General features: G+C 73.6%; 24 protein-coding genes and 2 tRNA genes. 10 read left to right on the top strand and 16 right to left on the bottom strand.

What is annotated here, in order from left to right; translation table 11 throughout:
* Positions 1–3 precede the first annotated feature (3 nt).
* The 5 genes from hisS to NBH00_RS14250 all read right to left on the bottom strand — a co-directional run bounded on the left by hisS (position 4) and on the right by NBH00_RS14250 (position 4,333).
* The gene (hisS, locus tag NBH00_RS14270) at positions 4–1,257 is read right to left on the bottom strand and encodes a histidine--tRNA ligase (protein ID WP_254569264.1); all 1,254 of its coding nucleotides are present in this window, start codon (positions 1,255–1,257) and stop codon (positions 4–6) included.
* The gene (locus tag NBH00_RS14265; RefSeq protein WP_254569263.1) at positions 1,254–1,913 is read right to left on the bottom strand and encodes an MBL fold metallo-hydrolase; all 660 of its coding nucleotides are present in this window, start codon (positions 1,911–1,913) and stop codon (positions 1,254–1,256) included. The genes hisS and NBH00_RS14265 overlap by 4 nt, the downstream gene beginning before the upstream one ends.
* Positions 1,913–2,281 carry a hypothetical protein gene (locus NBH00_RS14260; RefSeq protein ID WP_254569262.1) on the bottom strand — a complete coding sequence of 123 codons (369 nt, stop codon included), beginning with the start codon at positions 2,279–2,281 and terminating at the stop codon, positions 1,913–1,915. Before NBH00_RS14260 ends, NBH00_RS14265 begins: the two co-directional genes overlap by 1 nt.
* A gap of 6 nt (positions 2,282–2,287) precedes the next feature.
* Positions 2,288–3,175 carry a hypothetical protein gene (locus tag NBH00_RS14255; RefSeq protein ID WP_254569261.1) on the bottom strand — a complete coding sequence of 296 codons (888 nt, stop codon included), beginning with the start codon at positions 3,173–3,175 and terminating at the stop codon, positions 2,288–2,290.
* A gap of 81 nt (positions 3,176–3,256) precedes the next feature.
* Positions 3,257–4,333, bottom strand: a complete 1,077-nt coding sequence (locus NBH00_RS14250; RefSeq protein ID WP_254569260.1) for a GAF and HD-GYP domain-containing protein — start codon at positions 4,331–4,333, stop codon at positions 3,257–3,259.
* Positions 4,334–4,411: 78 nt separating this feature from the next.
* On the opposite strand from NBH00_RS14250, the gene NBH00_RS14245 reads away from it, so the two are divergent.
* Positions 4,412–4,485, top strand: a tRNA-Met gene (locus NBH00_RS14245).
* Between the two features lie 20 nt (positions 4,486–4,505).
* Positions 4,506–4,847 (top strand): hypothetical protein, encoded by a 342-nt coding sequence (locus NBH00_RS14240; RefSeq protein WP_254569259.1) that lies wholly within the window; start codon positions 4,506–4,508, stop codon positions 4,845–4,847.
* A 442-nt stretch (positions 4,848–5,289) separates the two neighbouring features.
* On the opposite strand, the gene NBH00_RS14235 is transcribed toward NBH00_RS14240, so the two are convergent.
* On the bottom strand, positions 5,290–5,973 hold the full coding sequence (locus tag NBH00_RS14235) for a TetR/AcrR family transcriptional regulator (protein WP_254569258.1): 684 nt from the start codon (positions 5,971–5,973) through the stop codon (positions 5,290–5,292).
* Between the two features lie 76 nt (positions 5,974–6,049).
* On the opposite strand from NBH00_RS14235, the gene NBH00_RS14230 reads away from it, so the two are divergent.
* The 3 genes from NBH00_RS14230 to NBH00_RS14220 all read left to right on the top strand — a co-directional run bounded on the left by NBH00_RS14230 (position 6,050) and on the right by NBH00_RS14220 (position 9,221).
* Positions 6,050–7,153, top strand: coding sequence for a ferredoxin reductase (locus NBH00_RS14230; RefSeq protein WP_254569257.1), 1,104 nt, complete (start codon positions 6,050–6,052; stop codon positions 7,151–7,153).
* A 36-nt stretch (positions 7,154–7,189) separates the two neighbouring features.
* Positions 7,190–8,587: a fatty acid desaturase family protein gene (locus tag NBH00_RS14225; RefSeq protein WP_254569256.1), complete on the top strand. Its 1,398-nt coding sequence runs from the start codon at positions 7,190–7,192 to the stop codon at positions 8,585–8,587.
* Positions 8,588–8,753: 166 nt separating this feature from the next.
* Positions 8,754–9,221 (top strand): hypothetical protein, encoded by a 468-nt coding sequence (locus NBH00_RS14220; RefSeq protein ID WP_254569255.1) that lies wholly within the window; start codon positions 8,754–8,756, stop codon positions 9,219–9,221.
* A 100-nt stretch (positions 9,222–9,321) separates the two neighbouring features.
* Here NBH00_RS14220 and NBH00_RS14215 read toward each other — a convergent pair whose 3' ends face one another.
* Positions 9,322–10,797 (bottom strand): phospholipase D-like domain-containing protein, encoded by a 1,476-nt coding sequence (locus NBH00_RS14215; RefSeq protein WP_254569254.1) that lies wholly within the window; start codon positions 10,795–10,797, stop codon positions 9,322–9,324.
* A gap of 64 nt (positions 10,798–10,861) precedes the next feature.
* A complete protein-coding gene (locus NBH00_RS14210) occupies positions 10,862–11,152 on the bottom strand; it encodes a hypothetical protein (protein ID WP_254569253.1) in 291 nt (96 codons plus the stop codon).
* Positions 11,153–11,265: 113 nt separating this feature from the next.
* On the opposite strand from NBH00_RS14210, the gene NBH00_RS14205 reads away from it, so the two are divergent.
* Positions 11,266–12,519: an EAL and HDOD domain-containing protein gene (locus NBH00_RS14205; protein ID WP_254569252.1), complete on the top strand. Its 1,254-nt coding sequence runs from the start codon at positions 11,266–11,268 to the stop codon at positions 12,517–12,519.
* A gap of 15 nt (positions 12,520–12,534) precedes the next feature.
* On the opposite strand, the gene NBH00_RS14200 is transcribed toward NBH00_RS14205, so the two are convergent.
* The 3 genes from NBH00_RS14200 to NBH00_RS14190 all read right to left on the bottom strand — a co-directional run bounded on the left by NBH00_RS14200 (position 12,535) and on the right by NBH00_RS14190 (position 17,321).
* On the bottom strand, positions 12,535–14,601 hold the full coding sequence (locus NBH00_RS14200; RefSeq protein WP_254569251.1) for an acyltransferase family protein: 2,067 nt from the start codon (positions 14,599–14,601) through the stop codon (positions 12,535–12,537).
* Positions 14,602–14,828: 227 nt separating this feature from the next.
* Positions 14,829–16,340: a calcium-binding protein gene (locus NBH00_RS14195; RefSeq protein WP_254569250.1), complete on the bottom strand. Its 1,512-nt coding sequence runs from the start codon at positions 16,338–16,340 to the stop codon at positions 14,829–14,831.
* 42 nt (positions 16,341–16,382) lie between these two features.
* The gene (locus NBH00_RS14190) at positions 16,383–17,321 is read right to left on the bottom strand and encodes a hypothetical protein (protein WP_254569249.1); all 939 of its coding nucleotides are present in this window, start codon (positions 17,319–17,321) and stop codon (positions 16,383–16,385) included.
* 24 nt (positions 17,322–17,345) lie between these two features.
* Between NBH00_RS14190 and NBH00_RS14185 the strand changes: the two genes are divergently transcribed.
* Positions 17,346–17,576 (top strand): hypothetical protein, encoded by a 231-nt coding sequence (locus tag NBH00_RS14185; RefSeq protein WP_254569248.1) that lies wholly within the window; start codon positions 17,346–17,348, stop codon positions 17,574–17,576.
* A gap of 190 nt (positions 17,577–17,766) precedes the next feature.
* Positions 17,767–17,976 (top strand): hypothetical protein, encoded by a 210-nt coding sequence (locus NBH00_RS14180; RefSeq protein WP_254569247.1) that lies wholly within the window; start codon positions 17,767–17,769, stop codon positions 17,974–17,976.
* Between the two features lie 13 nt (positions 17,977–17,989).
* Here NBH00_RS14180 and NBH00_RS14175 read toward each other — a convergent pair whose 3' ends face one another.
* Positions 17,990–18,181, bottom strand: coding sequence for a hypothetical protein (locus NBH00_RS14175; RefSeq protein ID WP_254569246.1), 192 nt, complete (start codon positions 18,179–18,181; stop codon positions 17,990–17,992).
* 118 nt (positions 18,182–18,299) lie between these two features.
* On the opposite strand from NBH00_RS14175, the gene NBH00_RS14170 reads away from it, so the two are divergent.
* Together NBH00_RS14170 and NBH00_RS14165 are read left to right on the top strand one after the other, a co-directional pair.
* Positions 18,300–20,069: an ABC transporter ATP-binding protein gene (locus NBH00_RS14170; RefSeq protein ID WP_254569245.1), complete on the top strand. Its 1,770-nt coding sequence runs from the start codon at positions 18,300–18,302 to the stop codon at positions 20,067–20,069.
* Positions 20,069–21,889 carry an ABC transporter ATP-binding protein gene (locus NBH00_RS14165; RefSeq protein ID WP_254569244.1) on the top strand — a complete coding sequence of 607 codons (1,821 nt, stop codon included), beginning with the start codon at positions 20,069–20,071 and terminating at the stop codon, positions 21,887–21,889. Before NBH00_RS14170 ends, NBH00_RS14165 begins: the two co-directional genes overlap by 1 nt.
* Before the next feature lie 77 nt (positions 21,890–21,966).
* On the opposite strand, the gene NBH00_RS14160 is transcribed toward NBH00_RS14165, so the two are convergent.
* The 4 genes from NBH00_RS14160 to NBH00_RS14145 form a co-directional block, all read right to left on the bottom strand.
* Positions 21,967–22,038, bottom strand: a tRNA-Gln gene (locus tag NBH00_RS14160).
* Between the two features lie 79 nt (positions 22,039–22,117).
* A complete protein-coding gene (locus NBH00_RS14155; RefSeq protein WP_254569243.1) occupies positions 22,118–23,080 on the bottom strand; it encodes a hypothetical protein in 963 nt (320 codons plus the stop codon).
* 220 nt (positions 23,081–23,300) lie between these two features.
* Complete coding sequence (locus tag NBH00_RS14150; RefSeq protein ID WP_254569242.1) at positions 23,301–23,969, bottom strand: potassium channel family protein; 669 nt, start codon at positions 23,967–23,969, stop codon at positions 23,301–23,303.
* Complete coding sequence (locus NBH00_RS14145; protein ID WP_254569241.1) at positions 23,969–24,397, bottom strand: NAD-binding protein; 429 nt, start codon at positions 24,395–24,397, stop codon at positions 23,969–23,971. The genes NBH00_RS14150 and NBH00_RS14145 overlap by 1 nt, the downstream gene beginning before the upstream one ends.
* Positions 24,398–24,416: the final 19 nt, after the last annotated feature.

The raw sequence follows: 24,416 nt of genomic DNA, 5'->3' as shown, positions 1-24,416 counted from the left end.
CGCTCATCCCGGGTGACGTCCCTTCAGTGCGCGGGCGATGACCTGGGCGGCGTCCGTCGCCACCGTCTGCTCGCCCGACTCGGTGTCCCGCAACTCGATCGTGCCCGCCGTCTCGTCGACGAGCGCGACGCAGGTCGCCCTCAGCCGCGCGGCCTGCTTCAGCGCGCCCTTCGCGGAGCGCCCGGCGAGCTCCTGCTGCACGGCGAGGCCGGCCTTGCGCGCCTGGGCCGCCAGGGCGAACGCGGTCAGGCCCTCGCCGGCGACGTAGAGGTCGCAGATCGCGACCGGGTGCAGCGACGGCTCGGCGGCGATGAGGATCCGCTCGATGCCCGCCGCCCAGCCGATGCCCGGGGTCGCGGGCCCGCCGAGCTGCTCGGCGAGGCCGTCGTAGCGCCCGCCGCCGCCGACGGCCGCCTGCGCCGCCGCGAGCGCGCCGCTCTCGACCTCGAAGACCGTGCGGGTGTAGTAGTCGAGCCCGCGGACGAGCGTCGGATCGATGACGTACGGGACGTCGGCGGCGTCGAGCCGGGCGCGGACGGCGGCGAAGTGCTCGGCGTCCCCGGCGTCGAGCTCGTCGAGCAGCAGCGGCGCGCCGGCCATGACCTCGCGCGTCCCGGCGTCGTCGGCGTCGAAGGCGCGCAGCGGGTTCAGGTCGATCCGCTCGCGGACCTCCGCGCTCAGCCGCTCCTCGTGGGTGCGCAGGTAGGCGACGAGCCGCTCGCGGTAGGCGGCGCGGGTCTGCGCGGTGCCGAGGGAGCCGAGGCGGACCTTCAGGTCCCCCACCCCGACCTCGGAGAGGATCGCGTGCAGGAGCGTGATGAGCTCGGCGTCGACGGACGGGCCCGACGCGCCGATCGCCTCGGCGCCGACCTGCCAGAACTGCTTGTAGCGCCCGGCCTGCATCCGCTCGTCGCGGAAGAACGACTCCCAGTACCAGAGCTTCACCGGCTGCGGGAGCTTGTGCATCCCGTGCTCGAGGTAGGCGCGCATGACCGGCGCGGTCCCCTCCGGCCGCAGCGTCAGCGAGCGGTCGCCGCGGTCGCGGAAGGTGAACATCTCCTTCTGGACGATGTCCGTCGACGTCCCCACGCCGCGCGAGAAGAGGTCGGTCGCCTCGAAGGTCGGCGTCTCGATGCGCTCGTAGCCCGCGCCCTCGAGGACGCGGCGGGCGACCCGTTCGAGCGCGAGGCGCTCCGGCGCCTGCGCGGGCAGGACGTCCTGCGTGCCCCGCGCGGCCTGCAGCTTCCCGGTGCTCACGTGGTGAGCGACGTGAGGAACGGGTTGCTCGCGCGCTCGCGGCCGAGCGTCGTGAGGCCCATGTGCCCCGGGTGCACGACGCTGTCGTCGGGGTAGCGCTCGAGGAGCATCGCGATCGACTGCAGGAGGACCTCGTGGCTGCCGCCCGGCAGGTCGGTCCGGCCGACGGACTGCTGGAAGAGGACATCGCCGCTGAAGAGCGCGGGTGCCACGTCCGGGCCGTCGCCGGGCTGGGTCATCGCGTAGGTGACGTGCCCGGGGCTGTGGCCGGGCGTGAACGTCACCTCGATGTCGAGGCCTGCGAGGTGGAGCTGCTCGCCGCCCTTCACGAGGACGTCGGCGTCGTAGCTCTCGAAGGGGCCGAAGCCGGCGAACGGCACGTAGTCCATGACGTTCGCGAGGACGTGCTGCTCGAGCTCCGGGCAGTAGACGGGCGCGCCGGTCGCGCGGGCGACGGGGGCCACGGCGCCGAGGTGGTCGAAGTGCGTGTGCGTCAGGAGGATCGCCTCGAGGGTGACCCCGCTCGACTCGATCTCGGCGAGCAGGCGCGGCGCCTCCTCGCCCGGGTCGATGATGACGGCCTTGTCGCCCGTGTCCGCGGCGACGAGGAAGCAGTTCTCCTGCACCGGCCCGACGGTGTACATCCCGACGCGCATCAGTCCTTCGCCTTCCCTGCGGCCTTCTTCTGCCGGCTGCGGTAGAGGAACATGTCCGTGTAGTAGCCGATCGGGATGTACATGACGAAGACGACGGCGCTGATGGCGAGCGCGCCTCCGATCGACTGGTGCAGCAGCGTCGCGGCGAGCGCGGCGAAGATGAGCGTCGCGATCGCGGCCCGGTTCGCCGAGCTGCGCCACGTCGGCGGCTGGTTCAGGCGGTCCAGGCGCGCCGCCTTCACCTTCGCCTTGGCGTCGGCGCTCTTCTCGGCGGCGGAGAGCGGGCGGCCGGTGCGGCCGCGCGTCTCGATCATGCCGGCGGCGTTGCCGCGGTGCTTCGTCTTGCGCTTGCGCTTGGTCTGGGCCATGGACAGCTACAAGCCTACGGCCTCGAGCGCCTCGGCCACGGTGCGGCGATGCCGGACGCGGACGTCGGCCGGGAAGCCGTCGAAGGCGGCGGCGGGCGCGAGCCCGACGAGCTCCGCCTCGGACACCCGCGCGTGGCGGCCGACGGCCGCCACGACCGCGGCCAGCGGGAGGGCGAGATGGTCCTCGACGTTCATCGACACCTGCGCCACGCCGCCGCGGGCCGGGAGCTCCAGCCCGATCGCCCGCAGGCCCGGAAGGCCCTCCTCACCGCCCTCGCGGATGAGCGCGGCGATGCGCCGGGCGTCGACGACCGTCGCGGGCGCGGCGAGCTCGACGTTGAAGGCGACGAGCGGTGGGCGGGCGCCGACGAGGACCGCCCCGGCCGTCGGGTGCAGGCGCTGCGGGCCGAAGTCGGCGCGCAGCTCACCGGACTCCAGGCGTGCCGCGAGGCCGGCCGGCCCGCCGCGACGCAGCTCCGCCCGCCGGCGACCGCCGGCGAGGGCGCCGTAGAGGAGGACGGGCAGCCCGAGCGCGCCGAGGAGCTCGGCGGCGACGAGCGCCTCCGCGCAGGCGGCGCCGCGGCGGGCGGCGTCGAGGTGGACGAGCGGCGCGACGTCGAGCGCGCCGACGTGCGGGTGCGCGCCCGGGTGGTCCCGCACGTCGAGGCGCTCGATCGCGGCGGCCGCCCCGGCGGCGAGGGCCGTCGCGAGGGTCCCGGGCGGGCCGGCGAGCGTGTGGACGGCCCGGTGGTGATCGGGGTCGCGGTGCGTGTCGAGCAGGTGGACGGCGCCCGCGCCGCCCGCGAGGTAGGCGGCGCCGATCGCGTCGATGACGGTGTCGTCCCGGCCCTCGGAGACGTTCGGGATCGCGAGCAGGGTCGTCGGGGCAGCCATCGCGCGCATCTTCGCGCACCGGCGGGTCCGGCCACGGCCGGCAAGCAGACGCGGGCGCACGCGGGCGCGAGCGGCGATGCGTCAGCGGCGGGAGAGGACGGCGAGCAGCGCGGCGGCGGCCGTCGGGCAGAACTGCGTGCCGGCACCGGCGGCGACCTCGGCCCGGGCGGCCTCCTCGCCGAGCGCGGCGCGGTAGGGCCGGTCGCTCGTCATCGCGTGGTAGGCGTCGCAGACGAGGGTGACACGGCTGGCGAGGGGGATCGCGTCCCCGGCCAGGCCGTCGGGGTAGCCGGTGCCGTCCCAGCGCTCGTGCTCGGCGCGGATGGCCGCGGTGAGGCCCGCGAGCTCCGGGATCTGCGCGACGATCGCCGCGCCGGCCGCTGAGTGCGTGCGCATGACGTCCCACTCCGCGTCCGAGAGCGGGCCCGGCTGGCGGAGGATCGCGTCGGGGATCCTGAGCTTGCCGATGTCGTGCAGGAGGGCGACGAGCTCGACCTCGTGGGCCTCGCGATCGTCGCACCCGAGCTCCCGCGCGACGTCCCCCGCGAGATCGACGACCGAGCGCGAGTGGGCCGCGGTGTAGCTGTCGCGCGCCTCGACCGCCGCCAGCAGCGCGCGGACGCCAGCGTTCTCGGTCTGCAGCCGCTGACGTTCCCTCGACGCCCGGTCGGCCTCCATCTGGTCGCCGATGACCCGCGCGAGGACGTGGAGGAACTGCAGGTCCCGCTCGGCGAGGTCCGGCTCGGCGTGGTGGCTCGCGCAGCAGAGCGTCCCGGCGAGGACGCCTCCGGCGCCGCGGATCGGGACCGAGACGTACGCGCCGACCCCCGCGGCCGCGGTCACCGGCATCGCCGCCGCGATCGGCTCCGCCGCCACGTCCGGGATGAGCGGCGGCAGCGCGCCGTCGAGGATGCGCTGGCAGTACGTCTGGTCGAGCGGGAACCGCGAGCCGACACCGACGCCGAACGACTCGGCGTCCCCGTCGACGTGCAGGAGCACCTGCTCGGTCGCGGAGTGCTCGGTGACGTACGACAGCGCCATCCCGAGCAGCTCCCGCGCCGCGGCCAGCGCGCTGCCGACCGACGGCGTCTGCGCGACGTCTCCGAGGCGCTCGAGTCCGGCGGCGGCCTGCGGGGGCGTCGGGCTGGGGACACTCACCGGGCCTACATCGGCGCGGCGGCCGGGATCCTTGAAAGAGCCCCGCGACGGCATCTGGTCTATCCTGCCCGATCCCGGGGCTGGGTAGCTCAGCTGGTTAGAGCGCACGACTCATAATCGTGAGGTCGGGGGTTCGAGTCCCCCCCCAGCTACCTCCGAAAACCTCCTGTTCATGGGGGATTTCGTCGTTCTGGGGCCGGTCGTCGGGCGCCGCGCCAGCGTCGGAATCCGCTGCGTGGGGTGCCGCGTGCGGATGTTGTCCCGCGACAGCTTCCGGCCCGCGATCGTCGTGAACACCGGGTCGTCGACCTCGGTGAACCGCGTCGACAGCTCCCGGGTGATGAGATCGGACCGCAGCACCGGCAACAGCGGCACCCGTCGCACGCCCGCATCCGTCTTCGAGTCGATCACCCGCAACCGGGCCCCGGTGGCCGGTAGGTCGGGATGCGGTGTGCTTAGCCCGCGTTCAGCGCCGTCGGGTTCCATGGGATTCACGTCGTCCGCTTTGCGTTGATGCGAAGCAGTTGCCGCTCACGTAGAGTTCTGACCGGACGATGACTCAAGTGACAGATCGCGCTTGCACGCGGACCGGAACCCTGCGGAGCTGAGCGCGTTATTTCGGGTGCGGGGTCGCCTGATGCCAACGACATCGGCGGCCCCGCTAACCGACCCCCCCGCCACGGTCCCGGCGGCCAGGTTCCTTTCAGACCCGCCGCCTAGAGTTCGAGCAACCCCGCGTCGAAGCATGTAGCGAGGTCGCCCTATGCCAACGACTAGGGCGGCCTCGCTACCTCCTTCGACGACGGTCATCGGCCGGGGAAGTGGCGCGGGGTGAACCCGGCGGTCGACCGGGTGCGGTGCCACGACGGCGTCGACCGGAAGCGCTGGCCCGACCTCACGGTCCGTGGTGACTTGCCGCCGCCCGAGACGCGCCGGGACCGCCGCGTCCCCCCAAGCTACTCGCGGACCCGCAGGGAGACTCCGGCCGACGCCAGCGCGCTGGCGACGCAGGTCGCGACGACGTCGGCGGGGTCGACGGTGAACAGCGCCGGGGCCCCTTCGCCGGTCCGCCGGACGCCCACGGCGATGCGGGCGAGGTGCATCGCGCCGAGCGTCTGGGTCCACAGGATGTTGGCCGTGTACTCGGGATCGTCGACGGCGGTGAACGTCCCGTCGTCGACGCCGGCCCGCAGGGCCTGGGCGAGCGGGTCGATGCAGGCCGCCATGCCCTGCCCGAGGCGCAGCCAGATGGCCTCGGACACGATGTCGTGCAGCGCCTTCGCCGGGCGGTGCATGAGCGAGAGCACGTTGTCCTGGAAGGCGGGGTAGCGCAGGCAGAAGCGGGCGAAGATCTCGATGCGGGCCGCGAGCACGTCGGCAGGCGCCCCCTCCGAACTGGTGGGTGCGTCGCCGAGGAGGCCCTCGAGCTCGTCCAGGTAGTTCGTCACGGTGAGGACGAAGAGCTCCTCCTTGGAGGAGAACTGCCGGTAGATGAGCCCGCGGGCGATGCCGACGGCCCTGGCGATCTCCTCGATCGGTGCGTCCAGCATCCCGCGCTCGTCGAAGAGGGCCCGGGTGGCGGCCACGAGGTCGCGCTCACGCTCGCGGCGCAGGGCCGCCGCCGCTCGGGGAGGACTCACCCGGCCAGGGTAGCGATCCGGTCAGATCGCATGGAACGGATGGTTGACACTCGTTCTCACCGGGGAAGAGGAGCACATGGCTGAGCGCGGAGCCCGTCCCGAAGTCCCGGCTGCGCCGCGCCGCGTGCTGCGCGCGGTGCGCTCGATGTTCACGCCGCTGCTCCCGGACGACTACTTGGAGATGATCAACCCGCTCTGGAACACCCAGGAGCTGCGGGGGCGCGTCGAGCGGGTCGATCACGAGACCGCCGACGCCGCGACGATCCTCATCAAGCCGGGATGGACCTGGCCGGGCCACACCCCGGGTCAGTACCTGCGCATCGGCGTCGTGGTGGACGGCATCCACCACTGGCGCGCCTACTCCCTGACGTCCGACCCCGACCGGCCCGACGGCTGCATCAGCATCACCCCGAAGCTCGTCGACGAGGGCGTCGTCTCCCCCTACCTCGTCCGCGACCTGCGGCCCGGGGCCATCGTCCGCCTCGGCGGCGTGGAGGGCACGTTCGTCCTGCCCGACCCGCTGCCCGCCCGCTCGCTCTTCGTGAGCGCCGGCAGCGGCGTGACGCCCATCATGTCGATGCTCCGCGCGCTCGATCACCGCGACGCGATGCAGGACGTTGTCCTGCTCCACTCCGCCCGGCACGCCGACGACGTCATCTTCGGCGCCGAGCTGCGCGACATGGCCCGTCGTCATCCCGGCCTGCGCCTGCACGAGCAGCACACGCGGGACATGGGCCGCCTGACCCCGGCGGACCTCGGCACGCTGTGCCCGGACTGGCGTGAGCGCGAAGCCTTCATCAGCGGGCCGCGCGAGCTGCTCGACGCGCTCCTAGAGCACTGGGAGGCCGACGGCGGGGACCGCGAGCGCCTGCACATGGAGCGCTTCCAGCCCGTCCTCGCCGACGCGGATGCCGAGCACGGCGACGGCGGGACCATCACCTTCACCAAGAGCGGGATCGAGGCGCGCAGCGACGGCGCGCAGCCGATCCTGGCCGCCGGCGAGGAGGCCGGCGCCACGCTCCCCTACGGCTGCCGGATGGGCATCTGCCACACCTGCGTGGGACGCCTGTGCTCCGGCCGGGTCCGCGACCTGCGCACGGGCGAGGTCCGCGGCCAGGACGACGAGATGATCCGCACCTGCGTCCACGCCCCCGAGGGCCACGTCGAAATTGCGCTGTGAGCCACCGTTGACCACCCCCAGAGGACAAGGATCCCGATGAGCACGACGATGATCGAAAGCCCGCTCGCGCGGCTGACGGACGAGCAGATCGACGAGCTCGGCAAGGAGTTCGACGCGATCCACGACGAGGTCTACGCCGATCTCGGCGCCCGCGACCGCGCCTACATCACGAACATGATCGCGCTGCAGCGGCGGCTGGTCGTCGGGAGCCGGATCGTGCTGTGCGCCTCCCGCTACCGGCCCATGTGGCTGCTGGGCACGTCGATGCTCGGCGCGGCCAAGATCCTGGAGAACATGGAGATCGGCCACAACGTCATGCACGGCCAGTGGGACTGGATGAACGATCCCCAGATCAACTCCTCGACGTGGGACTGGGACTCCGCGTCGACGGCCGAGGCGTGGAAGCACTCCCACAACTACGTCCACCACACGTACACGAACATCCGCGGGAAGGACCACGACCTCGGCTACGAGATCATGCGGATCGACCCCCATCAGCCCTGGAACCCGGTCTACCTCTTCCAGCCCGCCTACAACCTCCTGCTCGCCGCGCTCTTCGAGTGGGGCGTGGCGACGCACGATCTGGACTTCGAGGCGATCCGCAAGGGCGAGAAGTCCAAGGAGCAGGTGCGGCGCGAGGTCAAGGGCATGCTGGGCAAGGCCCGTCTGCAGATCACCAAGGACTACATCGTCTTCCCGCTCGTCAGCGGTCTGGTCGCGACCGCCGTCGAGGCCGCGCTCGCCTCGCGCAACGTCACGGCGAAGCGCAAGCCCAGGACGGCGACGGGCCGCCTGCTTCGCACGCTCGCCAAGGCCAACCCGATGAACGGCAAGGACGACGGGGTCCTCGCCCAGCTCGTCGACCGCCGCTCGTTCCGCGAGCCGTTCCGCACGACCCTCAAGGCCAACGCCACCGCGAACGTCATCCGCAACGTGTGGGCCTACGCGATCATCTTCTGCGGGCACTTCCCCGACCAGACGTACACCTTCAGCCAGGAGGAGACCGACGACGAGAAGCGCGGCGGGTTCTACGTCCGGCAGCTGCTGGGGTCGGCGAACATCGAGGGCTCCCCCTTCTTCCACGTCGCCAGCGGCAACCTCGGCTTCCAGGTCGAGCACCACCTGTACCCGGACATGCCCTCCACGCGATACGCCGAGATCGCCCCGCGCGTGAAGGACATCTGCGAGCGCTACGACCTGCCGTACAACTCGGGGCCGTTCCTCAAGCAGCTCGGCTCCGTGCAGCGGACGATCCTGCGCCTGGCCTTCCCCGGCGGCAAGCCCCGGCCCAAGCCCGGGCCGTACCGCGGCTCCGGCCACCCGGGCGACGCCGGCGCCGCCCCCCGGCGGGGGCCGGTCGCGGCGCCCGGGCCCGACGGGTCGGGCCCGGAGCAGGCCGACGACGGCGTGCGGGTGTCGATGCCGAACGCCTGACGTGGCGACGAGGTGCAGTGCGGCGGGGCCGGCAACCCGGTCGGCCCCGGCCGCGCCGTGCCGGCACGTTTTGCCAAAGCTTTGCCGTCGGCGGCGATCCCGATGGGCCGGAGGCCCGGACAAGGGGGGCAACCCCAGCCGCCCTTCGACCGACAGGACACCACCGATGACGAGCACGACCCAGACACCGCCGGACCTGACCGACACCGTCCGCGACATGGCCGCCCGCGCCACGGTCGCCGTCGGCCTGCTCGGCGTGGGCCTCATCCACGTGATCGACTCCGTCGGGAAGTACACCGAGACCCGGTACCTGTTCTGGATGTACATGGGCCTCATCCTCAGCAGCATCGCCATCGCGGGCGCCCTGCTGTTCACGCGTTCGCGCCTGGCCATGCCGGCCGCGATCGGCCTCGTCGCCAGCGCCCTCGCCGGGTTCATCCTCGACCGCACGACCGGGCTCCCGAACGCCTCGGGCGACATCGGCAACTGGACCGAGCCGATCGGGCTCGCCAACATGTTCGTCGAGGGCGCGATCCTGTTCGTCGCCGTTCCCGCACAGCTGATGGCCGCCCGCGCCGTGACCCACGCCCGTGCCCTGCCGGGCGCCTCGCGCCTCTCCCCCGCTGCCGCCTGACCGGCTGCGCGCGCCGCGACGCGACGTCGGCGTCGCGGCGCGCCGGCCCCTCGAGGTCCCCGAAGATCCGGTCCTCGCTCCCGCGACCGCCGCGCCTCGTTCAGCCGTCGACGACGAGCGCCTGAAGCGGCCCGAGGAGCCGCTCGGCCCGGCGCGAGGCCGACGGCAGCTCCACGAGCCGGTGCGTCACCGGAAGGCCCTCGGCGTGACGGGCACGCTGCTCCGCGGCCGTCGGCCGCCAGACCTCGTCGACGAGGCGGTGCGCGGGGCCGTCCACTTCGTCCACGGACCGCTCCAGGTGCGCCGCCCAGAGCCGGAGGCGGGTCCGGCGCGCCAGATCGGCGTCGCCGATCACGAGGTTGACCTCGGTGTCGTTGAAGAAGGAATGGGCGTTGAGGTTCGCCGACCCGAGCGTCATCCAGCGGTCGTCGACGATCGCGACCTTCGCGTGGACGTAGACCCGGTCGCTGTGGTGCGCGGCGTGCGCGCGGATCGTCGTCGCGAGGAAGCGCCCGTGACCGCGGTCGGCGTCGGCCAGGACGCCGAGCTGCCCGCGGGTGTCGTCCTGGCCCGTGTTCGGCCGGCCCGGGAGGACCGCGACGATGCGGAACTCGTCGCACGGCGGGTCCCGGAGCTTGCCGGCGAGGATCCGGACGATCTCCGGGGACCACAGGAACTGGTTCTCGAGGTAGATCAGGTGCTGCGCCGAGCGCAGCCCGCGCTGGTAGGCCTCGAGGATCCGGAAGTCGCCGCGGGGCACCGCCGGGTAGAGCCCCTCCGGCACGGTGCGGACGACCTGGACCTCGACGCCGCCCGTGGCCGGCGGGTCCGCGGCCGCGGACGGGCGCGGGGGCGGGGACGGCAGCGCCTCGCGGGTGACGGCCTGCCAGCGCTGCGCGAGGTGAGCGGCGACGTCGGCGACCGCCGGTCCGCGGAGCTCGGCGGCGAGGTCGTGCCAGCCCATCCGGCCTCGCGCCGGATGCTCGGGGGTGTCGTACCGGTCCCCGCTGAGATCGGTGAGGTCGATGCCGCCGACGAACGCCACCTCGTCGTCGATCACGACGACCTTCTCGTGATGGCAGTGGAGGGGACGCTCGTGGTCGTCCAGCGCGACCCGCACGGCACTGCCGGCCGACAGCGTGGCCGCGACCTCGCGCACGGCCGCGCGGCGCAGCGCCGAGAGCGGGACCGGGGCGCCGGCCCACAGCAGGACCCGGACGTCCACCCGCCCGCTCGCCTCGGCGAGCAGCTCCCGGAGGACGACCGGCGGCTCGTCGCGGACGAGCTGGAATCCGGGCGTCAGGCACCAGCCGGCCAGCGTCACGCTGCGGCGCGCCCCGGCGATGGCCTCCGCGAGCCTGGCGCCGTAGGCCGCCCCGCCGATCAGGATCTCGACGGCGTTCCCCGCGCGCGGCGCCGGCGTCCCGGCCGCCCACCGCCGTCCGTCGTCGGGCGGGGCGTACCGCGCCTCCTGCCCGAGCTTCCCGAGCCGTCGGGCGTGGTGGCGCTCGGTCGACCGCTCGATGGCGGTGCCGAGGGCCCCGTCGACCCGTCCGGCGAGCCCCGGGGCCTTCACGTCGGCCGGCCCTGCGGGGTGCGGTTCTGCATCAGACGTCCGTTTCGTGCGCGGGATGGGACCGTCAGTCGGGCGGGTCGACCGCGCCGAAGGCGGACGCGGGCAGGACGTACCGCACCGGCGGCCGGCCCTCGGCCGTGACCGCGTCGCCGCCGCGGCGGGTATGGAGCCCGGAGCCGGGCGCGGCGCTCGCGCCGGCCTCCGGCTGCCCGTCGTGCTCGAGGATCCAGGCGACGACGGCCGCGGCGTCGATGTTGCCCTCCGCCATGATCGCCGCGCGCGAGATCACGCGCCCCCCGGACGCGTGGGCGCGCGAGAGACGGTCGACCAGCACCCGGATGTCATCGCGCTCCACGGTGTCGACCCTACTGCGGGACCGCGTGGGCCGCCACGCGGGACGCACAGAGCCGGCGGTGCTGCGCGCGCGCCGGTCCCCAGGTCCGGGGACCGGCGCTGGTCCGTTCGCCGATGTTCGTCAACACACAGACCGGGACTGCCGACGTCACGGACGTGAACGTCGTCGCCGCCGAGTCCGTCGCCTTCCCGAGGGAGCCCATCCACGACGCCGACGGTGCGCTGGCCGGGTACGAGCTGCTCGGCCTGCGGGCGATCGCGGAGGACCGTGGCGGGGACGCGACGGACTCGCAGGTCGCGCTGGCGGCCCTCGCCGACGTCGGCCTCGCGGAGGCCATTGGCGGTGCGCCCGCCTTCCTCAACGTCACCGCGTCGCTGCTCACCCGGGTCGACCCCCTGCCGTTCGGGCCCGACGGGATCGTGCTCGAGCTCGAGCCGCCCGACGGCCCGGTCGCGGATCTCGTCGGCCGCGCCCGGCGCCTGCGCGACCGGGGCTACACGATCGCGCTCGACGCGGGCCTTCGCCTCGACGGCCTCGAGGACCTCGCCGCGGCGGTCCACATCGTGAAGCTCCGCGCCGCTGCGCTCGACGGGCCGCTCGCGCGGCGGGTCGGCGAGCTCGCGCCGGTCGCCCGGATCGCCGCGGTCGGCGTCGACGACCACGCGATCCTCGCCCGCTGCCTCGCGCTCGGCGCGACGCTCGTCCAGGGCGACGTGCACGTCCGGCCGCGACCGCTCGAGGGGCGACCGATCCCGGTGGGGGACCTCTCGCGGCTGCGGGCTGCCGCGACGCTCGGCGGCGACGGGGACGACGTCGACGAGCTCACCGAGGCGATCGCGATGGACGTCGGGCTCAGCGTCCGGCTCCTGCGCTTCCTCAACAGCGCCGCGTTCTCGCTGCGCAGCCCGGTGTCGAGCGTCCGGCAGGCGGTCGTCCTGCTCGGCCCCCGCACCGTGCGCCAGTGGACGCTGATGGTGACGCTCGCCGGGACGCACGCGCCGCGCGGCCCGGTGCTCGTCCGCGCGCTCGCGCGGGCCCGGCTCGCCGAGGCGCTCGCGCGGCGGCTCGGCGCTCCCGGGGTCGACACGTACTTCACCGCCGGGCTCTTCAGCGTCCTCGACGCGCTGCTCGACACCCCGATGCCGGCGCTGCTCGGCGAGCTGCCGCTCGCGGGCGACCTCGAGGCCGCGCTCCTGCACGGGACCGGCGGCAAGGGCCGCGTCCTGACCGTCGTCCGGCTCGCCGAGGCCGGTGACTGGGCCGCGGCGCAGGCGCTCCTGCCCGGCATCCCGCCGGAGACGCTCGCCGCCCTCCACACCGCCTCGCTGCGCTGGGCGGACGCGTCGACCCGTGCGCTCGCCGACTGACCGCCCGCGCCGCGCTCAGCGCCAGGCGGACACGAGGTGCGTGATCTTGCGCTCGAGGTAGGGCCCGAGCGTCGTCGAGAACTCGCGCGTGAGGTGGTGGACGTCCTTGTAGACGAGCACCCCGCCGATGACGACGTCGCAGCGGCGCACGCCGCAGAGATAGTTCGACATGTCGACGACCTGCGCCCGCGGCGGCCCGATCTGCCGCGCGACGCGGGCCGCCGGGTCGTCGTCGATCGCGGTGCGCCGCAGGACCGAGCAGGCCGTGCCCGCCGCCTCGCCGGCGGTGTGGGCGGCGTCCACGCAGTCGAGCGTGTCCGTGTGGACCTTCGGGGTGTCGCGCAGGACGATGACGTGCTTGACGGTCTTCGGGAAGGCGGCCCAGCCGGCGCGGTAGCCGTCGAGCTTCGCCTGCGCGGACGTCTTGCCGCGCGGCACCTCGACCTTGCCGCCGGTGATGTTCGAGACGAAGACCGTGTCGACCTCGGGGTGCTTGGCGAGCATCCCGGGCACCTCGCGGTTCCACTGGATGCAGCGGCTGCGGGTCGGCTCGGGCAGGACGTACACGGCGCGCGAGTAGGGGCAGCCGGTCCGCGTGATCGAGAGACCGTGCCACTTCTCGTCTGCGGCGACGTGCTCGAGCCCGGCGCGCCAGTGCGTCGCGTGGCTGTCGCCGATGAGGGCGAACGTGCGCCGCGCCTCGCTCGGCGGGACGCCGAACTCGCAGACGCTGACGCTCGACACCTTCGTCTTGCGCGTGCAGGCCGGGTTGTCCTCGTTGCGCGCCTCGAGCGGCGACGGCACGACCGTGTGCCGCAGCGCCGGGTTCACGCAGCGGTGGTTCGGGTCGTGCGAGGCGGCGCCGAAGCAGCGCGGATGCTCCTTCACCGTCTTCGCCGTACTGGCCTCGGCGGCCCTGAGCTTCTGCGTGACGTGGTGCGTGCCGGCCTCGGCGACGGCGACGACGGCCGCCGTGGACGCGACGACGAGCGCAAAGGTGAGCACCGGGCGCCCGCGCGTGAGCACTGTGCTGCGCCGCACCGGATCCTCGATGAGGACCTTGCTCGCCCACGCGGCGAGGATGCTCACGGCGAAGATGCCGCCGCGGATCGGGTCCGTCGTGTGGCGGCTCAGGACGTACGGCGCGAGGATGAGCAGCGGCCAGTGCCAGAGGTACAGCGAGTAGCTGACGTCCCCGAGGAACTGGACGACGCGGAGCCGGTAGCCGGCCAGCGGGGAGAGGGCGAAACGCGGTGCGCCGGCCTGGATGACCGCCAGCCCGCCGAGCACGGGCAGCAGCGCCGTGTAGCCCGGGAACGCGGTGCCGTCGTCGTAGAGCAGCGCCGCGGCGGCGATCGCCGCGAGCCCCGCCCAGGCGAGCAGCGCCCGGAGGACGACCATGCCTCGCCCGGTGGTGCCGGCGAGCGCGAGGAGCCCGCCGGCCCCGAACTCCCACGCGCGCGTCGGGGTGATGAAGTACGCCTGCGCCGGGTCCGACGAGGTCAGCAGGATCGACGCGACGAGGCTGCCCGCCGTCACCGCGCCGAGCACGCCCGCGATCCGCAGGTGACGCGGGGCCGCGTCCCCCACCCGGATGCCGCCGCGCCCCCCGAGCGCCGTCGCCAGGAGGATGAGGATCGGCCACGCGATGTAGAACTGCTCCTCGGCCGACAGGGACCAGAAGTGCTGCACGGGCGAGGGCGCGTCGCTCGACGCGAGGTAGTCGACGCTCGTCTGCGCGAGATGCCAGTTCTGCACGTAGAGGGTGCTCGAGCGGATGTCCGCGAGGAACGCCTGCCAGTGGACCTCGGGGACGAAGGCGATCGTCGCCACCGCGCAGAAGATCAGCGTCGTCAGCGACGCCGGGAGCAGGCGCCGGGCCCGGCGCGCCCAGAAGCCCGCGAGCGACAGCGTGCGGTCGCGGTCGACCTCCTTGAGCAGGTGGCTCGTGATGAGGAAGCCCGAGATCGCGAAGAAGACGTCGACGCCGACGTAGCCACCGGGCAGGACCGACGGCCACAGGTGGTAGACGACGACAAGCAGCACGGCGACCGCCCGGAGGGCCTGGATCTCCACCAGCACGGTGGGCGATGCAGCGGGCGGTCGACGGGGAACGGCCGCCGCCGGCGGGTACAGGGTGGGCGGGGTCGGACCACCGTCGGTGGCCGTGCCACCGAGGTGTAGCTCTCGCACGGGGCTCAAGTGTAGAACTGCAGGGGGTCTCGCCGCGCCCGGGCGGGGGCGGCCGCCGGTCGGCACGCGTTCCATCCCAGAGGGAACGGACGCGCGGCCCGATGGTTACCCGGCGCTCAGCCGCCGCCGAGCGAGCGCTTGACCTTCTCGCAGTCCGAGGCGACGGTCACGCGGCGGTTCGCCTGGACCGTGTCGAAGCCCGCACCGCAGTGGACCGTCGTCGCGCGCTTCGTGTACGAGTAGATCGTGTCGTTCCCGGCGCCCGCCCAGACGTCGTTCGGCCCCTTACCGCGCAGGCGGATGGTGTCGTCGCCCGCACCTCCGCGGATCGTGTTGCGCCCGACGCCGCCCTGGAGGTAGTCGTTGCCGTCGCCACCGTCGATGAGGTTGCTGCCCGGGCCGCCGTAGACCGTGTCCGCTCCGCCGCCGCCGAGGAGCGTGTCGCGGGCGGTGCTGGCGTCGTTGTTGAGCATGTCGCCCCAGAGGACGTCGTCGCCGCCCCCGGCGCGGATCGTGTCGGCGCCGTGGCTGCCGAGGAGGTTGTCGTTGCGGTCGGTGCCGGTCGTGCTGCCGCCGCTGCGCGGGGCGATCCACGTGACGCCCGTCGCGGGGTCCTTCGGCGGCGCGGCGGCCGTCGTGATGTGCTCGCAGTTCGTGATGCCGCCGCGCCGCAGCAGCTGCGCGTCCGAGATCCCGCCCGGGGCGTTGCGCCGGTCCATGACGACCGTGTCGTTGCCGGGCCCGCAGTCGACGGACGTCACGCTGTGGCCGTCGTTGATGCGGACGAGGTCGTCGCCCGCCCCGGCGTGGATGACGTCGCCGCCGGAGTCGCTGTAGATCGTGTCGTTGCCGTCGCCGCCGTCGAGGACGTCCGGGCCGCTGCCGCCGTGCAGGACGTCGTCGCCCGCGCCGCCGACGAGCGTGTCGACCGCGGGGCCGCCATAGAGCAGGTCGTTCCCGGCTCCCCCGTCGAGCGTGTCGAGGCCGAAGCCGCCGATGAGGACGTCGTCGCCGGAGCCACCCGCGAGGACGTCCCCGCCGGCGCCGCCGTCGAGCCAGTCGTCGCCGGCGTTGCCGGAGACACGATCGGGCCCGGTGTCGCCGTAGAGCTGGTCGTCGCCGCCGAGGCCCTTGATCGTGTCGCGGCCCCCGAGGCCGTGGATGAGGTCCGCCGTCGCGGCCCCGCGAAGCGTGTCGTGCGGCTGGCCGCCGTCGACGATCCGCAGCGTGTGCGCGACCGGCCGCGGCGCGGCGGGCGGCGTGCCGAGGTCGAGGTCGAGCGTGGGCGAGACGATCGCCGGGAGCGCCGGGAGGACCCGCGTGACCGGGGTCTCGGGGATGGTCGGCGTCTTCGGCACCGGCGCCGGCGCGGGCGCGGGCGCCGGCACGACCGGGGCCGGGACCGGGACCTTCGGGAGCGTCACGGCCGGGACGGTGACCGTCGCCACGGGCGTCGACACGGTCGGCACGGTGACGACGGGCGCAGGGGAGTCCGGGGTGCAGAAGATGAAGAGGACGCAGCCGCGGCTCGACGCGGCCACGTCGGCCCCGCTCGTGGCGGCGCCCGCGGCCAGCCCGGTGAGGGCGAGGCAGGTCGTGGCGAGCAGGGTGGTCGGGCGGCGCCTCACACCCCTGGGTATCGGAGCGCGCCGGGCAACCTTGACGTTCTCTCACGAATCCTGGACGGCCATCGTGGCCGCCCGGACGAGGGCCGCCTCCGCCTTCGCGGTCATCCGGACGAGTCCGTAGGTGTCGAGCGTCGCACGCGGCAGCTCGTCCTCCGTGCGCCCGGCGGCGAGCAGCCGGGCCATGAGCCCGACGATCTCCGCCTCCGGCACCTCGTCGAGGGTGCGGGGCCCGAGCTCGCGCACGCGGACCGGGGGCGTGCCGGCCGGCCGCAGCAGCTCGTCCTCCTCCCCGCCGCAGGCGGCGGCGGGCTCGAGCTCGATGGCGCCGGCCTGGCGGAGGCGGTAGGCGGACCCGGACAGCGGCGCCCGGGCGATCGTCGTCAGGGCCTTGCCGCCCGCGGCCTTGTTGTAGAGGCGGTAGGCCCGCGACGCCAGCACGGGCCCCTCCTTCGCGACGATCTCCAGGAGCACCGGCCCGATGGCCTCACGGCCGGCGGTACGCGGGTCCGGGACCGGCCGCGCCTCCCACGCCGTGTAGCCCGCGAGGGCCACGCCGCCGTCGGTCGCGACCGGCTCGGCGGCGAGCCACTCCTCCAGCGGCCAGCCGGCGATCGCGGTCGACGGGGTCTGCGGATCGGGCAGCGCGACGACCTCCACGAGGCCCCGTTCGGCGATCCGCGCGCGCTGGGCGTCCGCCCCGGGCCCCGCGACGATGACCGCGGCGACGGCCAGACCCGCCGCGCGTGCCCCCTCGACGGTCAGCAGCACGTGGCTCGCGAGGTCAGCGCCCGCCGGGGCCAGGACGCAGACGACCGCCCCGCGGGCGCGCATGAGGTCGCGGGCGACGCCGCCGTCCACGTCGGCGAGCAACCCGGGAGCGGACGTCACGGCGCCCCGGTCGCCGAGCGCGCGCTCGAGTCCGCGGACGAGATCGCGGGCGTCGAGCCCGGCCTGGGTGGACACGACGACGAGCTCCGGCATCGGCAGGCAGGATAATCCGCCGAGATGCGCTCGATCGTCGATTTCTACCGCCGCAACCCCGTCGTCCTCGGGGTCGCTCTCGTCGTCGGCCTCGGCCTGAGCGTCCTCACGGCCGCCGCAGGCAGCGGCGGCATCATCGGGCCGATCGTCCTGGCGCTCGCGGTGGGCGTTCTCGTCGGGCTCGGCGTCGCGTTCACGCGGGCCGGCGACCGCGACGGCGACGGCGACGCCGACGAGCCCGACGTCCGCGACTGACCCGGAGCCCGCACCCGGGGTCTGCGCCCGCTCGGGAGGCCTGACGTGGGTCGTGGCTGCCGTGCTCATCCTCGGCGTCGGGGCAGCCGCGCCGCCGCACCGGGCCGGCTGACCACGACTCGCGCGCGGCTCACGCCCACCTGGACGAATTCCCGATGCGGGCCCGGCCGTCCGGCACCGATGGGTGCGTATGGACCCCGCCCTCGTGAGCTGCACCTCGTGCTCGAGGACCTGGCACAGCCGCACGATGGCCGACGGCCTGCGGGCCATCGGGCGCTGCCCGCGGTGCGGCGGCGATCTCGAGTGGTCGGCGTCGACCGCGGAGGCGGCGAGCGACACGCCGGCGCCCCGGACCGACCAGGCGCCGCACCTCGTGCTCGGCGTCCCCCGCCTCGGCTGACCCGGCGCGCGCCTCAGCCGCGCCCGGCGTCGTCCTCGCCGCGGCGGGCGAACCCCGGGCAGGCCTGGACGGGCAGCCGCGGATACTTCGGGAAGGCCGGATCCTCGCGGTGCTTCAGGCACATCGAGAACTCCGAGCCGCGGCCGCTGCGGATGAGCTTCTGGTGCCGGCAGGCGGCGCACAGGCCGATCGGGACGACGGGCATCGCGCCGCAGGATGACAGCGTGAGCGGGCGCTGAGCCACGCGGGCACCTCCGCCGTACCTCCTGGGGTGTGGCGCCCGGCTGATCGTTGCCGCAGCAACTAGACTGCACCTCTGATTCATGGCGATCTTCTGGCGACTGCTCACCTTCCTGCGCCCCTACCGGGCCGGTGTCGTGTGGTCGCTCCTGCTCGCGACCGCCGCGATGGTCATGACCGTGGCGATCCCGTACCTCACGGGGCGCGCGATCGACCAGGTCCGCTCGGGGCACAAGCACGAGCTCTTCGTCCTCGGGGTGGCCGTCGCCGTCGCGGGCCTGCTCCGCCTCGCGCTGACCGTCGCGCGGCGCCTCGTCGCCGGCCAGGTGTCGCTCGGCGTCGAATACGACCTGCGCGCCCGCCTGTACGGCCACCTGCTCGAGCAGGAGCTCGCATTCTTCGACCGTCAGCAGACCGGCCAGCTCATGTCGCGGGCGACGGTCGACCTCTCCAGCGTCCGCTTCTTCCTCGGCTACGGGCTCGTCTTCCTCATCCAGTCGGCGCTCACGATCCTGCTCGCGTCGGCGGCGATGATCTACGTCGACCCCCTGCTGGCCCTCATGGCGCTCGCGCCCGTCCCCTTCGTCGTGGCGACGGCCACGCGCTTCGGGCGCCGCTCGCGCCCCGCGATGCAGGCGGTGCAGCAGCGCATCGCCGAGGTCTCGGCGGACGTCGAGGAGAACATCTCGGGCGTCCGCGTCGTCAAGGCGTTCGCGGCCGAGGAGCGCCAGCTCGCCCGCTTCACGGGGAGCGTCGACCGGGTCTTCGACCAGGCGATGGTGTCCACGCGGCTGCAGGCGTTCTACAACCCGTTCATCGGCTTCCTCCCCCAGGTCGGCCTGGCCGCGATCCTCTTCTTCGGCGGGCGCCGGGTCATCGACGGGACGCTCACGACCGGCCAGTTCACCGCGTTCTACACGTACCTCCTGATGCTCCTCGGGCCGATGCGGATGCTCGGAATGGGCCTCGGCCTGGCCCAGCGCGCGACCGCCTCCGGGGCCCGGCTCTTCGAGATCCTCGACCGCGACCCCCGCATCGTCGCCCCGGCGCACCCGGTCGCCCTGCCCGCCGGCAACGGTCACATCGAGCTGCACGGGGTGACGCTGCAGTACGAGGGGACGACGACGCCCGCCCTGCGCGAGGTGACCCTCGACGTGCCCGCCGGCCGCACCCTCGCGGTCGTCGGGGCCACCGGCTCCGGCAAGACCGCGCTCGTGCAGCTCATCGGCCGCCTTTACGACGTGACGGCGGGTGAGGTCCTCGTCGACGGCGCGGACGTCCGCGACCTCGATCCCGCCGAGCTCCGCGGCGCGATCGCGATGGTGAACGACGACCCCTTCCTCTTCTCGGCGAGCGTCGCCGAGAACATCGCCTACGCCCACGCCGGGGCGACGATGGACGAGATCCGCCGGGCCGCCGAGCGCGCGCAGGCGGCCGGCTTCATCGAGGCCCTCCCGGACGGGTACGACACCCGGGTCGGGGAGCGCGGGCTGACGCTCTCCGGCGGGCAGCGCCAGCGCATCGCGATCGCCCGGGCCTTCCTCGCGGACCCGCGGGTGCTCATCCTCGACGACGCGACCTCCTCCGTCGACGCCTCCACCGAGCAGGCGATCAAGGCGGCGCTGCGCGAGGTCATGGCGGGGCGCACGACGATCGTCATCGCGCACCGGCTCTCGACGATCGCGCTCGCGGACGAGATCGTCGTGCTCGAGGACGGGGCGGTCGCCGCCCACGGCACGCACGACGAGCTGCTGCACCTCTCGCCGCTCTACCGCGAGATCGTCGAGAAGGGGCTGCCCGACCAGGTCTTCCTCACCCGCAAGCCGGTCGAGCGCGAGGTGGCCGGGCTCTGATGGCCGCCCCCTCCCCCGCCGCGCACGCCCGCCGCGACGAGCTTCGCCGCCGCCTGCGCGGCACGTCCGGCCGCGGCCGCAAGCTCCGCGGGCTCATCATCCTGCTCGCGCCCTACCGCCTGCGCGTGGCGGGGATGTTCCTCGCGCTCGTGCTCGGGACCGCCGCGTCCCTCGCCCCCGCCCCGCTCGCCCAGCGCGCGATCGACGACGGCATCCTCGCGAAGGACGTCCCGACGCTCGACGTCATCGTCGTCGCGTTCGTCGTCAGCGCGCTCGTCGTGTGGGGCGCGACGTGGATCCAGACCTACCTCACCGGCTGGATCGGCCAGCGCGCCCTCCAGGACCTTCGCCTGCAGATCTTCCGCCACCTCCAGGAGCAGCCGGTCGGCTTCTACGAGCGGCGGCCGGCCGGCGTCCTCGTCTCGCGGATGACGAACGACGTCGAGGCGCTCGACTCCCTCGTCACCGACAGCGTCACGACGCTCTTCACCGCGTCGCTGACCCTCATCGGCTCGATCGTCATCCTGCTGAGCTTCGACGTGAAGCTCGCGCTCCTCACGTTCCTCATCTTCCCGGTGATGGCGATCGGCTCGCTCGCCTTCCGGGTCGCGTCCGCGGACGCCTACCGCCGCACCCGCGAGACGATCGGGTCGATCACGGCGTACCTGCAGGAGTCGCTCTCCGGCATCCGCGTCATGACCTCGTTCGCCCAGCACGAGCGCCACCTGTCGGTCTTCGCGAAACGCAACGCCGACAACCGCGCGGCGAACCTCACGACGGTGAAGCTCAACGCGGCGTACTTTCCACTCGTCGAGTTCGTCAGCGCGCTCGCGACGGTCGGCATCCTCGTCTACGGCGGCTACCAGGCGATCGACGGCGAGGTGAGCGTCGGCGTCCTCGTCGGCTTCATCGCGGCGCTCAACGGCTTCTTCGACCCGATCGGGCAGCTCTCGCAGGTCTATACGACCTACCAGTCCGGCATGGCCGCGCTGGACAAGATCTTCGAGCTCCTCGACGAGGAGCCCTCGCTGAGCGATCGGCCCGGCGCGGTCGACCTGCCCACACCGCTGCGCGGCGAGATCCGCTTCGACGACGTCTCCTTCGGCTACCGGACCGAGGACGCCGGCTTCGCGCTCGCCCTCACCGACGTCGATCTCACGATCCCGCCCGGGCAGACCGTCGCGCTCGTCGGCGCGACGGGAGCGGGCAAGTCGACGTTCGCGAAGCTCGTGGCCCGCTTCTACGACCCGACGAGCGGCGCGGTGACGGTCGACGGCGTGGACCTCCGCGACGTCCGCGCGTCCTCCCTGCGCCGCCAGATGGGCATCGTCCCGCAGGAGGCGTTCCTGTTCAGCGGCACGATCCGCGAGAACATCGCCTTCGGGCGCGCCGACGCCACCGACGAGGAGGTCGAGGCCGCCGTCCGCGCGGTCGGCGCCGACGAGTTCGTCGCCCGCTACGACCACGGTCTCGACACGCAGGTCGGCGAGCGGGGCGTCCAGCTCTCGGCCGGGCAGCGCCAGCTCGTCGCCTTCGCCCGCGCGCTCGTCGCCGACCCCCGGATCCTCATCCTCGACGAGGCGACCTCGAACGTCGACCTCCACACCGAGGGGCGCCTCGAGGAGGCGCTGCGCCGGCTGCTCGCCGGCCGCACCGCGATCGTCATCGCGCACCGCCTCTCCACGATCCGCCAGGCCGGGCGCATCATCGTCCTCGACGGCGGCCGCGTCCTCGAGCAGGGCACCCACGACGAGCTGCTCGAGGCGGAGGGGGCCTACTGGCGCCTCTACCGCGACTGGGCGCAGCAGGCCGCGGCGTAGGCGCCATCCCGGGCGCCCGGCCGGCGCATCGGGGCCCGGAACGGCGAAAGCGCCCTGTTACAGGCGCTTTCGCAAGGCTGCGGGACTAGGACTCGAACCTAGAAGACCTGCTCCAGAGGCAGGCATGTTGCCGATTACATCATCCCGCAGCGGGATCCCGGGGCAGCGCCACGGGAGTCCAAGTATAGGCACTTGCCGCCGACGAGGGCGGCTCGCCGGAGCGGCCGGTCAGCCGTGCTTCTCGACCTGGCCGGGTGCGCTGTCGCTCGGCGAACCGGCCGACGAGCCGGCGTTCCCGGTGGCGTGCGGGTCGGCGCTCCCCGCACCGTTGCCCTTGCCGTTCGCGTTGCCGTTGCCGTTGCCGTTCGGAGCGGGCGGGGCGGAGCCGTCGGACGACGCCGTCATGGGAGCGACGCTCTTCTGGCCCGGGCCGTTGCCGTTGCCCTTCCCGGCCGAGGAGTCCGTGGACGACGAGCTGGAGCTCGTGAGCGCCGTCGTCGACGTCGTGCCCTTCGACGACGAGGTGGAGGTCGTGGCCGTCGCGGGGCTGGTCGCCTTCTTGCTGTGCCCGGGACCGGTCGTCGGCGCGCTGCCGGTGGACTCGGAGCCCGACGTCACGGCGACCGCGTCGGTGTGGCCCTTGCCGTTCGGGCTGCTGGAGGGGCCGTTGTCGGTCGAGGGGACGGCCGGCGCGACGGACGCCACCGGGGCCGCGGCGACGGGAGCCGGGGCAGGGGCCACCGGGGCGACGACGGCGACGACGGCGCTCGTGGCGGGCGCGCGGCCGGCGGAGCCCTGGCCGGCGGCGCGTCGGGCGACCCGGCGGACGACCGGGGAGACGGACGTCGTGGAGGTCCGGGGCGCGGGCACGCTCGGCGCGGCGACGCGCGTGGTCGGCGCGAGGAGCGTGACGGCGACGCCGGGCGCCGGCGCCGGCGCCGCGACGACCGAGCGGCCGAGGCGCGTGAGCGGGTTCGCCAGCGGGCCGGCCGACGGTGTGAGCGAGCCGGAGCCGACGTCGATCGGCGAGGCGGCCGGCACCTCGAGCTGACGGACCGACGGGCGGCCGAGCGTCGGCCAGAGGTCGAAGCCGAGCTGCGCGCCCACGATGCCGGTCACCGCGAGCATCAGCGCGATCGAGGCCAGGGCTGCGGCGCCACCGGCCGCGAGGGTGCTGCGAGCGCTCAGCATGATGGACGTAAGACCGGCATCGGCATCCTGCCGATGGCGCTTGACCCCGGGATCCTTCCACGACCTGCTTCCGCGCAGGCTCTGATCAGCCATAGGTAGGAACTCTACCGAGTACTGGGGTCGGCCTGGACGTCTGTTCGGGGAATTCCGCACGGAGGCGCCAGGAAACCTGATCAAACCCTCCCGGGTGTGGCCGCCCGGAGCCGGACGAACGTCCAGGTCAGGCGTCTGACGGGGAGGCGAACTGCGCGGTGATCGCGTCCTCGAGCCCCGGGTCGAGGACGAGGAGGACCTCGTCACCAGCGTTGATCATCGAGTCGGCCTTCGGGACGAAGCCCGCGCCGTCCCGGAGGATCGAGATGATGAGCACGCCCTCGGGGAGCACGACCTGGGAGACCTGGACGCCGGCGGCCGGGGAGCCCTCGGCGACCTCGACCTCGATGATCTCCAGGCGCTCGTCGCGAAGGTCGAGCAGGTGCACGAGCCCGTAGGACGGGACCTCGTGCTCGATGAGCCGCAGGATCAGGTCGGTCGCGCTGACGGTCGGGGCGACGCCGAGGAGCTCGAACCACTCGCGGTTCCGCGGGTTGTTCACGCGGGCGATGATGCGCTCGCAGAGGTACTTCTCCTTCGCCATCTGGCAGATGAGCATGTTGTCCTCGTCGTCGCCCGTGACGGCGATGACAAGGTCGGCGCGCTGGATGCCGGCGCGCTCGAGGACCCACAGCTCGGTGGCGTCCCCGTACTGGACCTGGTGCTCGAGCTCCTGCTCGATCGTCAGGTACCGGTCGCGGGTGGACTCGAGGAGCGTGACCTCGTGGCCCTTGGACAGGAGCTCTCGCGTGAGGTTCCAGCCGACCTTGCCGCCCCCGGCGATGAGGACGTACATCAGGACGCGCCCTCCGCCAGGGCGACCTCGAACTGCTCGATCGCATGCCGGGTCGGCGAGATCGTCCGCAGCCCCTGCTGCTCGTACCACGCGGCCCGCGCGGGGTCCATGACCCGGGCGATGACCTTCTTGATGCCGAACTTCTTCTGGGCGATCTGGGCGAGGATGAGGTTCGTGTTGTCGCCGTGGGTGCAGGCGATGAACATGTCCGCCTGGTCGATGCCCGCCTCGAGGAGCGCCTCGATCTCGATGCCGTGGCCGACGGTGAAGCGACCGCCGGCGTCCTCCCAGGAGGTCGCCTGGCCCGCGTCGAGCCGCTCGTGGGAGAGCGGGTCGTCGTCCAGGACCGAGACGTCGTGGCCGGAGGCGAGGGCGGAGCGCGCGGCGGAGGACCCCACGCGTCCCGCGCCGACGATGAGGACGAACATGCTGCGGGAAGATAGTCCC

This window comes from Paraconexibacter antarcticus (genome assembly GCF_024220175.1).
Classification (GTDB): Bacteria; Actinomycetota; Thermoleophilia; order Solirubrobacterales; family Solirubrobacteraceae; genus Paraconexibacter; species Paraconexibacter antarcticus.
This window is presented reverse-complemented; position numbering and strand designations above follow the sequence as displayed.

Excerpts from the sequence above, each read along its gene's own strand:
- NBH00_RS14265 (WP_254569263.1), bottom strand. The coding sequence starts at position 1,913 with ATGCGCGTCGGGATGTACACCGTCGGGCCGGTGCAGGAGAACTGCTTC.
- NBH00_RS14170 (WP_254569245.1), top strand. The coding sequence starts at position 18,300 with ATGGCGATCTTCTGGCGACTGCTCACCTTCCTGCGCCCCTACCGGGCC.
- NBH00_RS14185 (WP_254569248.1), top strand. The coding sequence starts at position 17,346 with ATGCGCTCGATCGTCGATTTCTACCGCCGCAACCCCGTCGTCCTCGGG.
- NBH00_RS14255 (WP_254569261.1), bottom strand. The coding sequence starts at position 3,175 with ATGGCTGCCCCGACGACCCTGCTCGCGATCCCGAACGTCTCCGAGGGC.
- NBH00_RS14220 (WP_254569255.1), top strand. The coding sequence starts at position 8,754 with ATGACGAGCACGACCCAGACACCGCCGGACCTGACCGACACCGTCCGC.
- NBH00_RS14165 (WP_254569244.1), top strand. The coding sequence starts at position 20,069 with ATGGCCGCCCCCTCCCCCGCCGCGCACGCCCGCCGCGACGAGCTTCGC.
- NBH00_RS14155 (WP_254569243.1), bottom strand. The coding sequence starts at position 23,080 with ATGCTGAGCGCTCGCAGCACCCTCGCGGCCGGTGGCGCCGCAGCCCTG.
- NBH00_RS14180 (WP_254569247.1), top strand. The coding sequence starts at position 17,767 with ATGGACCCCGCCCTCGTGAGCTGCACCTCGTGCTCGAGGACCTGGCAC.
- NBH00_RS14225 (WP_254569256.1), top strand. The coding sequence starts at position 7,190 with ATGAGCACGACGATGATCGAAAGCCCGCTCGCGCGGCTGACGGACGAG.
- NBH00_RS14230 (WP_254569257.1), top strand. The coding sequence starts at position 6,050 with ATGGCTGAGCGCGGAGCCCGTCCCGAAGTCCCGGCTGCGCCGCGCCGC.
- NBH00_RS14205 (WP_254569252.1), top strand. The coding sequence starts at position 11,266 with ATGTTCGTCAACACACAGACCGGGACTGCCGACGTCACGGACGTGAAC.
- NBH00_RS14175 (WP_254569246.1), bottom strand. The coding sequence starts at position 18,181 with ATGCCCGTCGTCCCGATCGGCCTGTGCGCCGCCTGCCGGCACCAGAAG.
- NBH00_RS14150 (WP_254569242.1), bottom strand. The coding sequence starts at position 23,969 with ATGTACGTCCTCATCGCCGGGGGCGGCAAGGTCGGCTGGAACCTCACG.
- NBH00_RS14145 (WP_254569241.1), bottom strand. The coding sequence starts at position 24,397 with ATGTTCGTCCTCATCGTCGGCGCGGGACGCGTGGGGTCCTCCGCCGCG.
- NBH00_RS14260 (WP_254569262.1), bottom strand. The coding sequence starts at position 2,281 with ATGGCCCAGACCAAGCGCAAGCGCAAGACGAAGCACCGCGGCAACGCC.
- NBH00_RS14240 (WP_254569259.1), top strand. The coding sequence starts at position 4,506 with ATGGGGGATTTCGTCGTTCTGGGGCCGGTCGTCGGGCGCCGCGCCAGC.
- NBH00_RS14190 (WP_254569249.1), bottom strand. The coding sequence starts at position 17,321 with ATGCCGGAGCTCGTCGTCGTGTCCACCCAGGCCGGGCTCGACGCCCGC.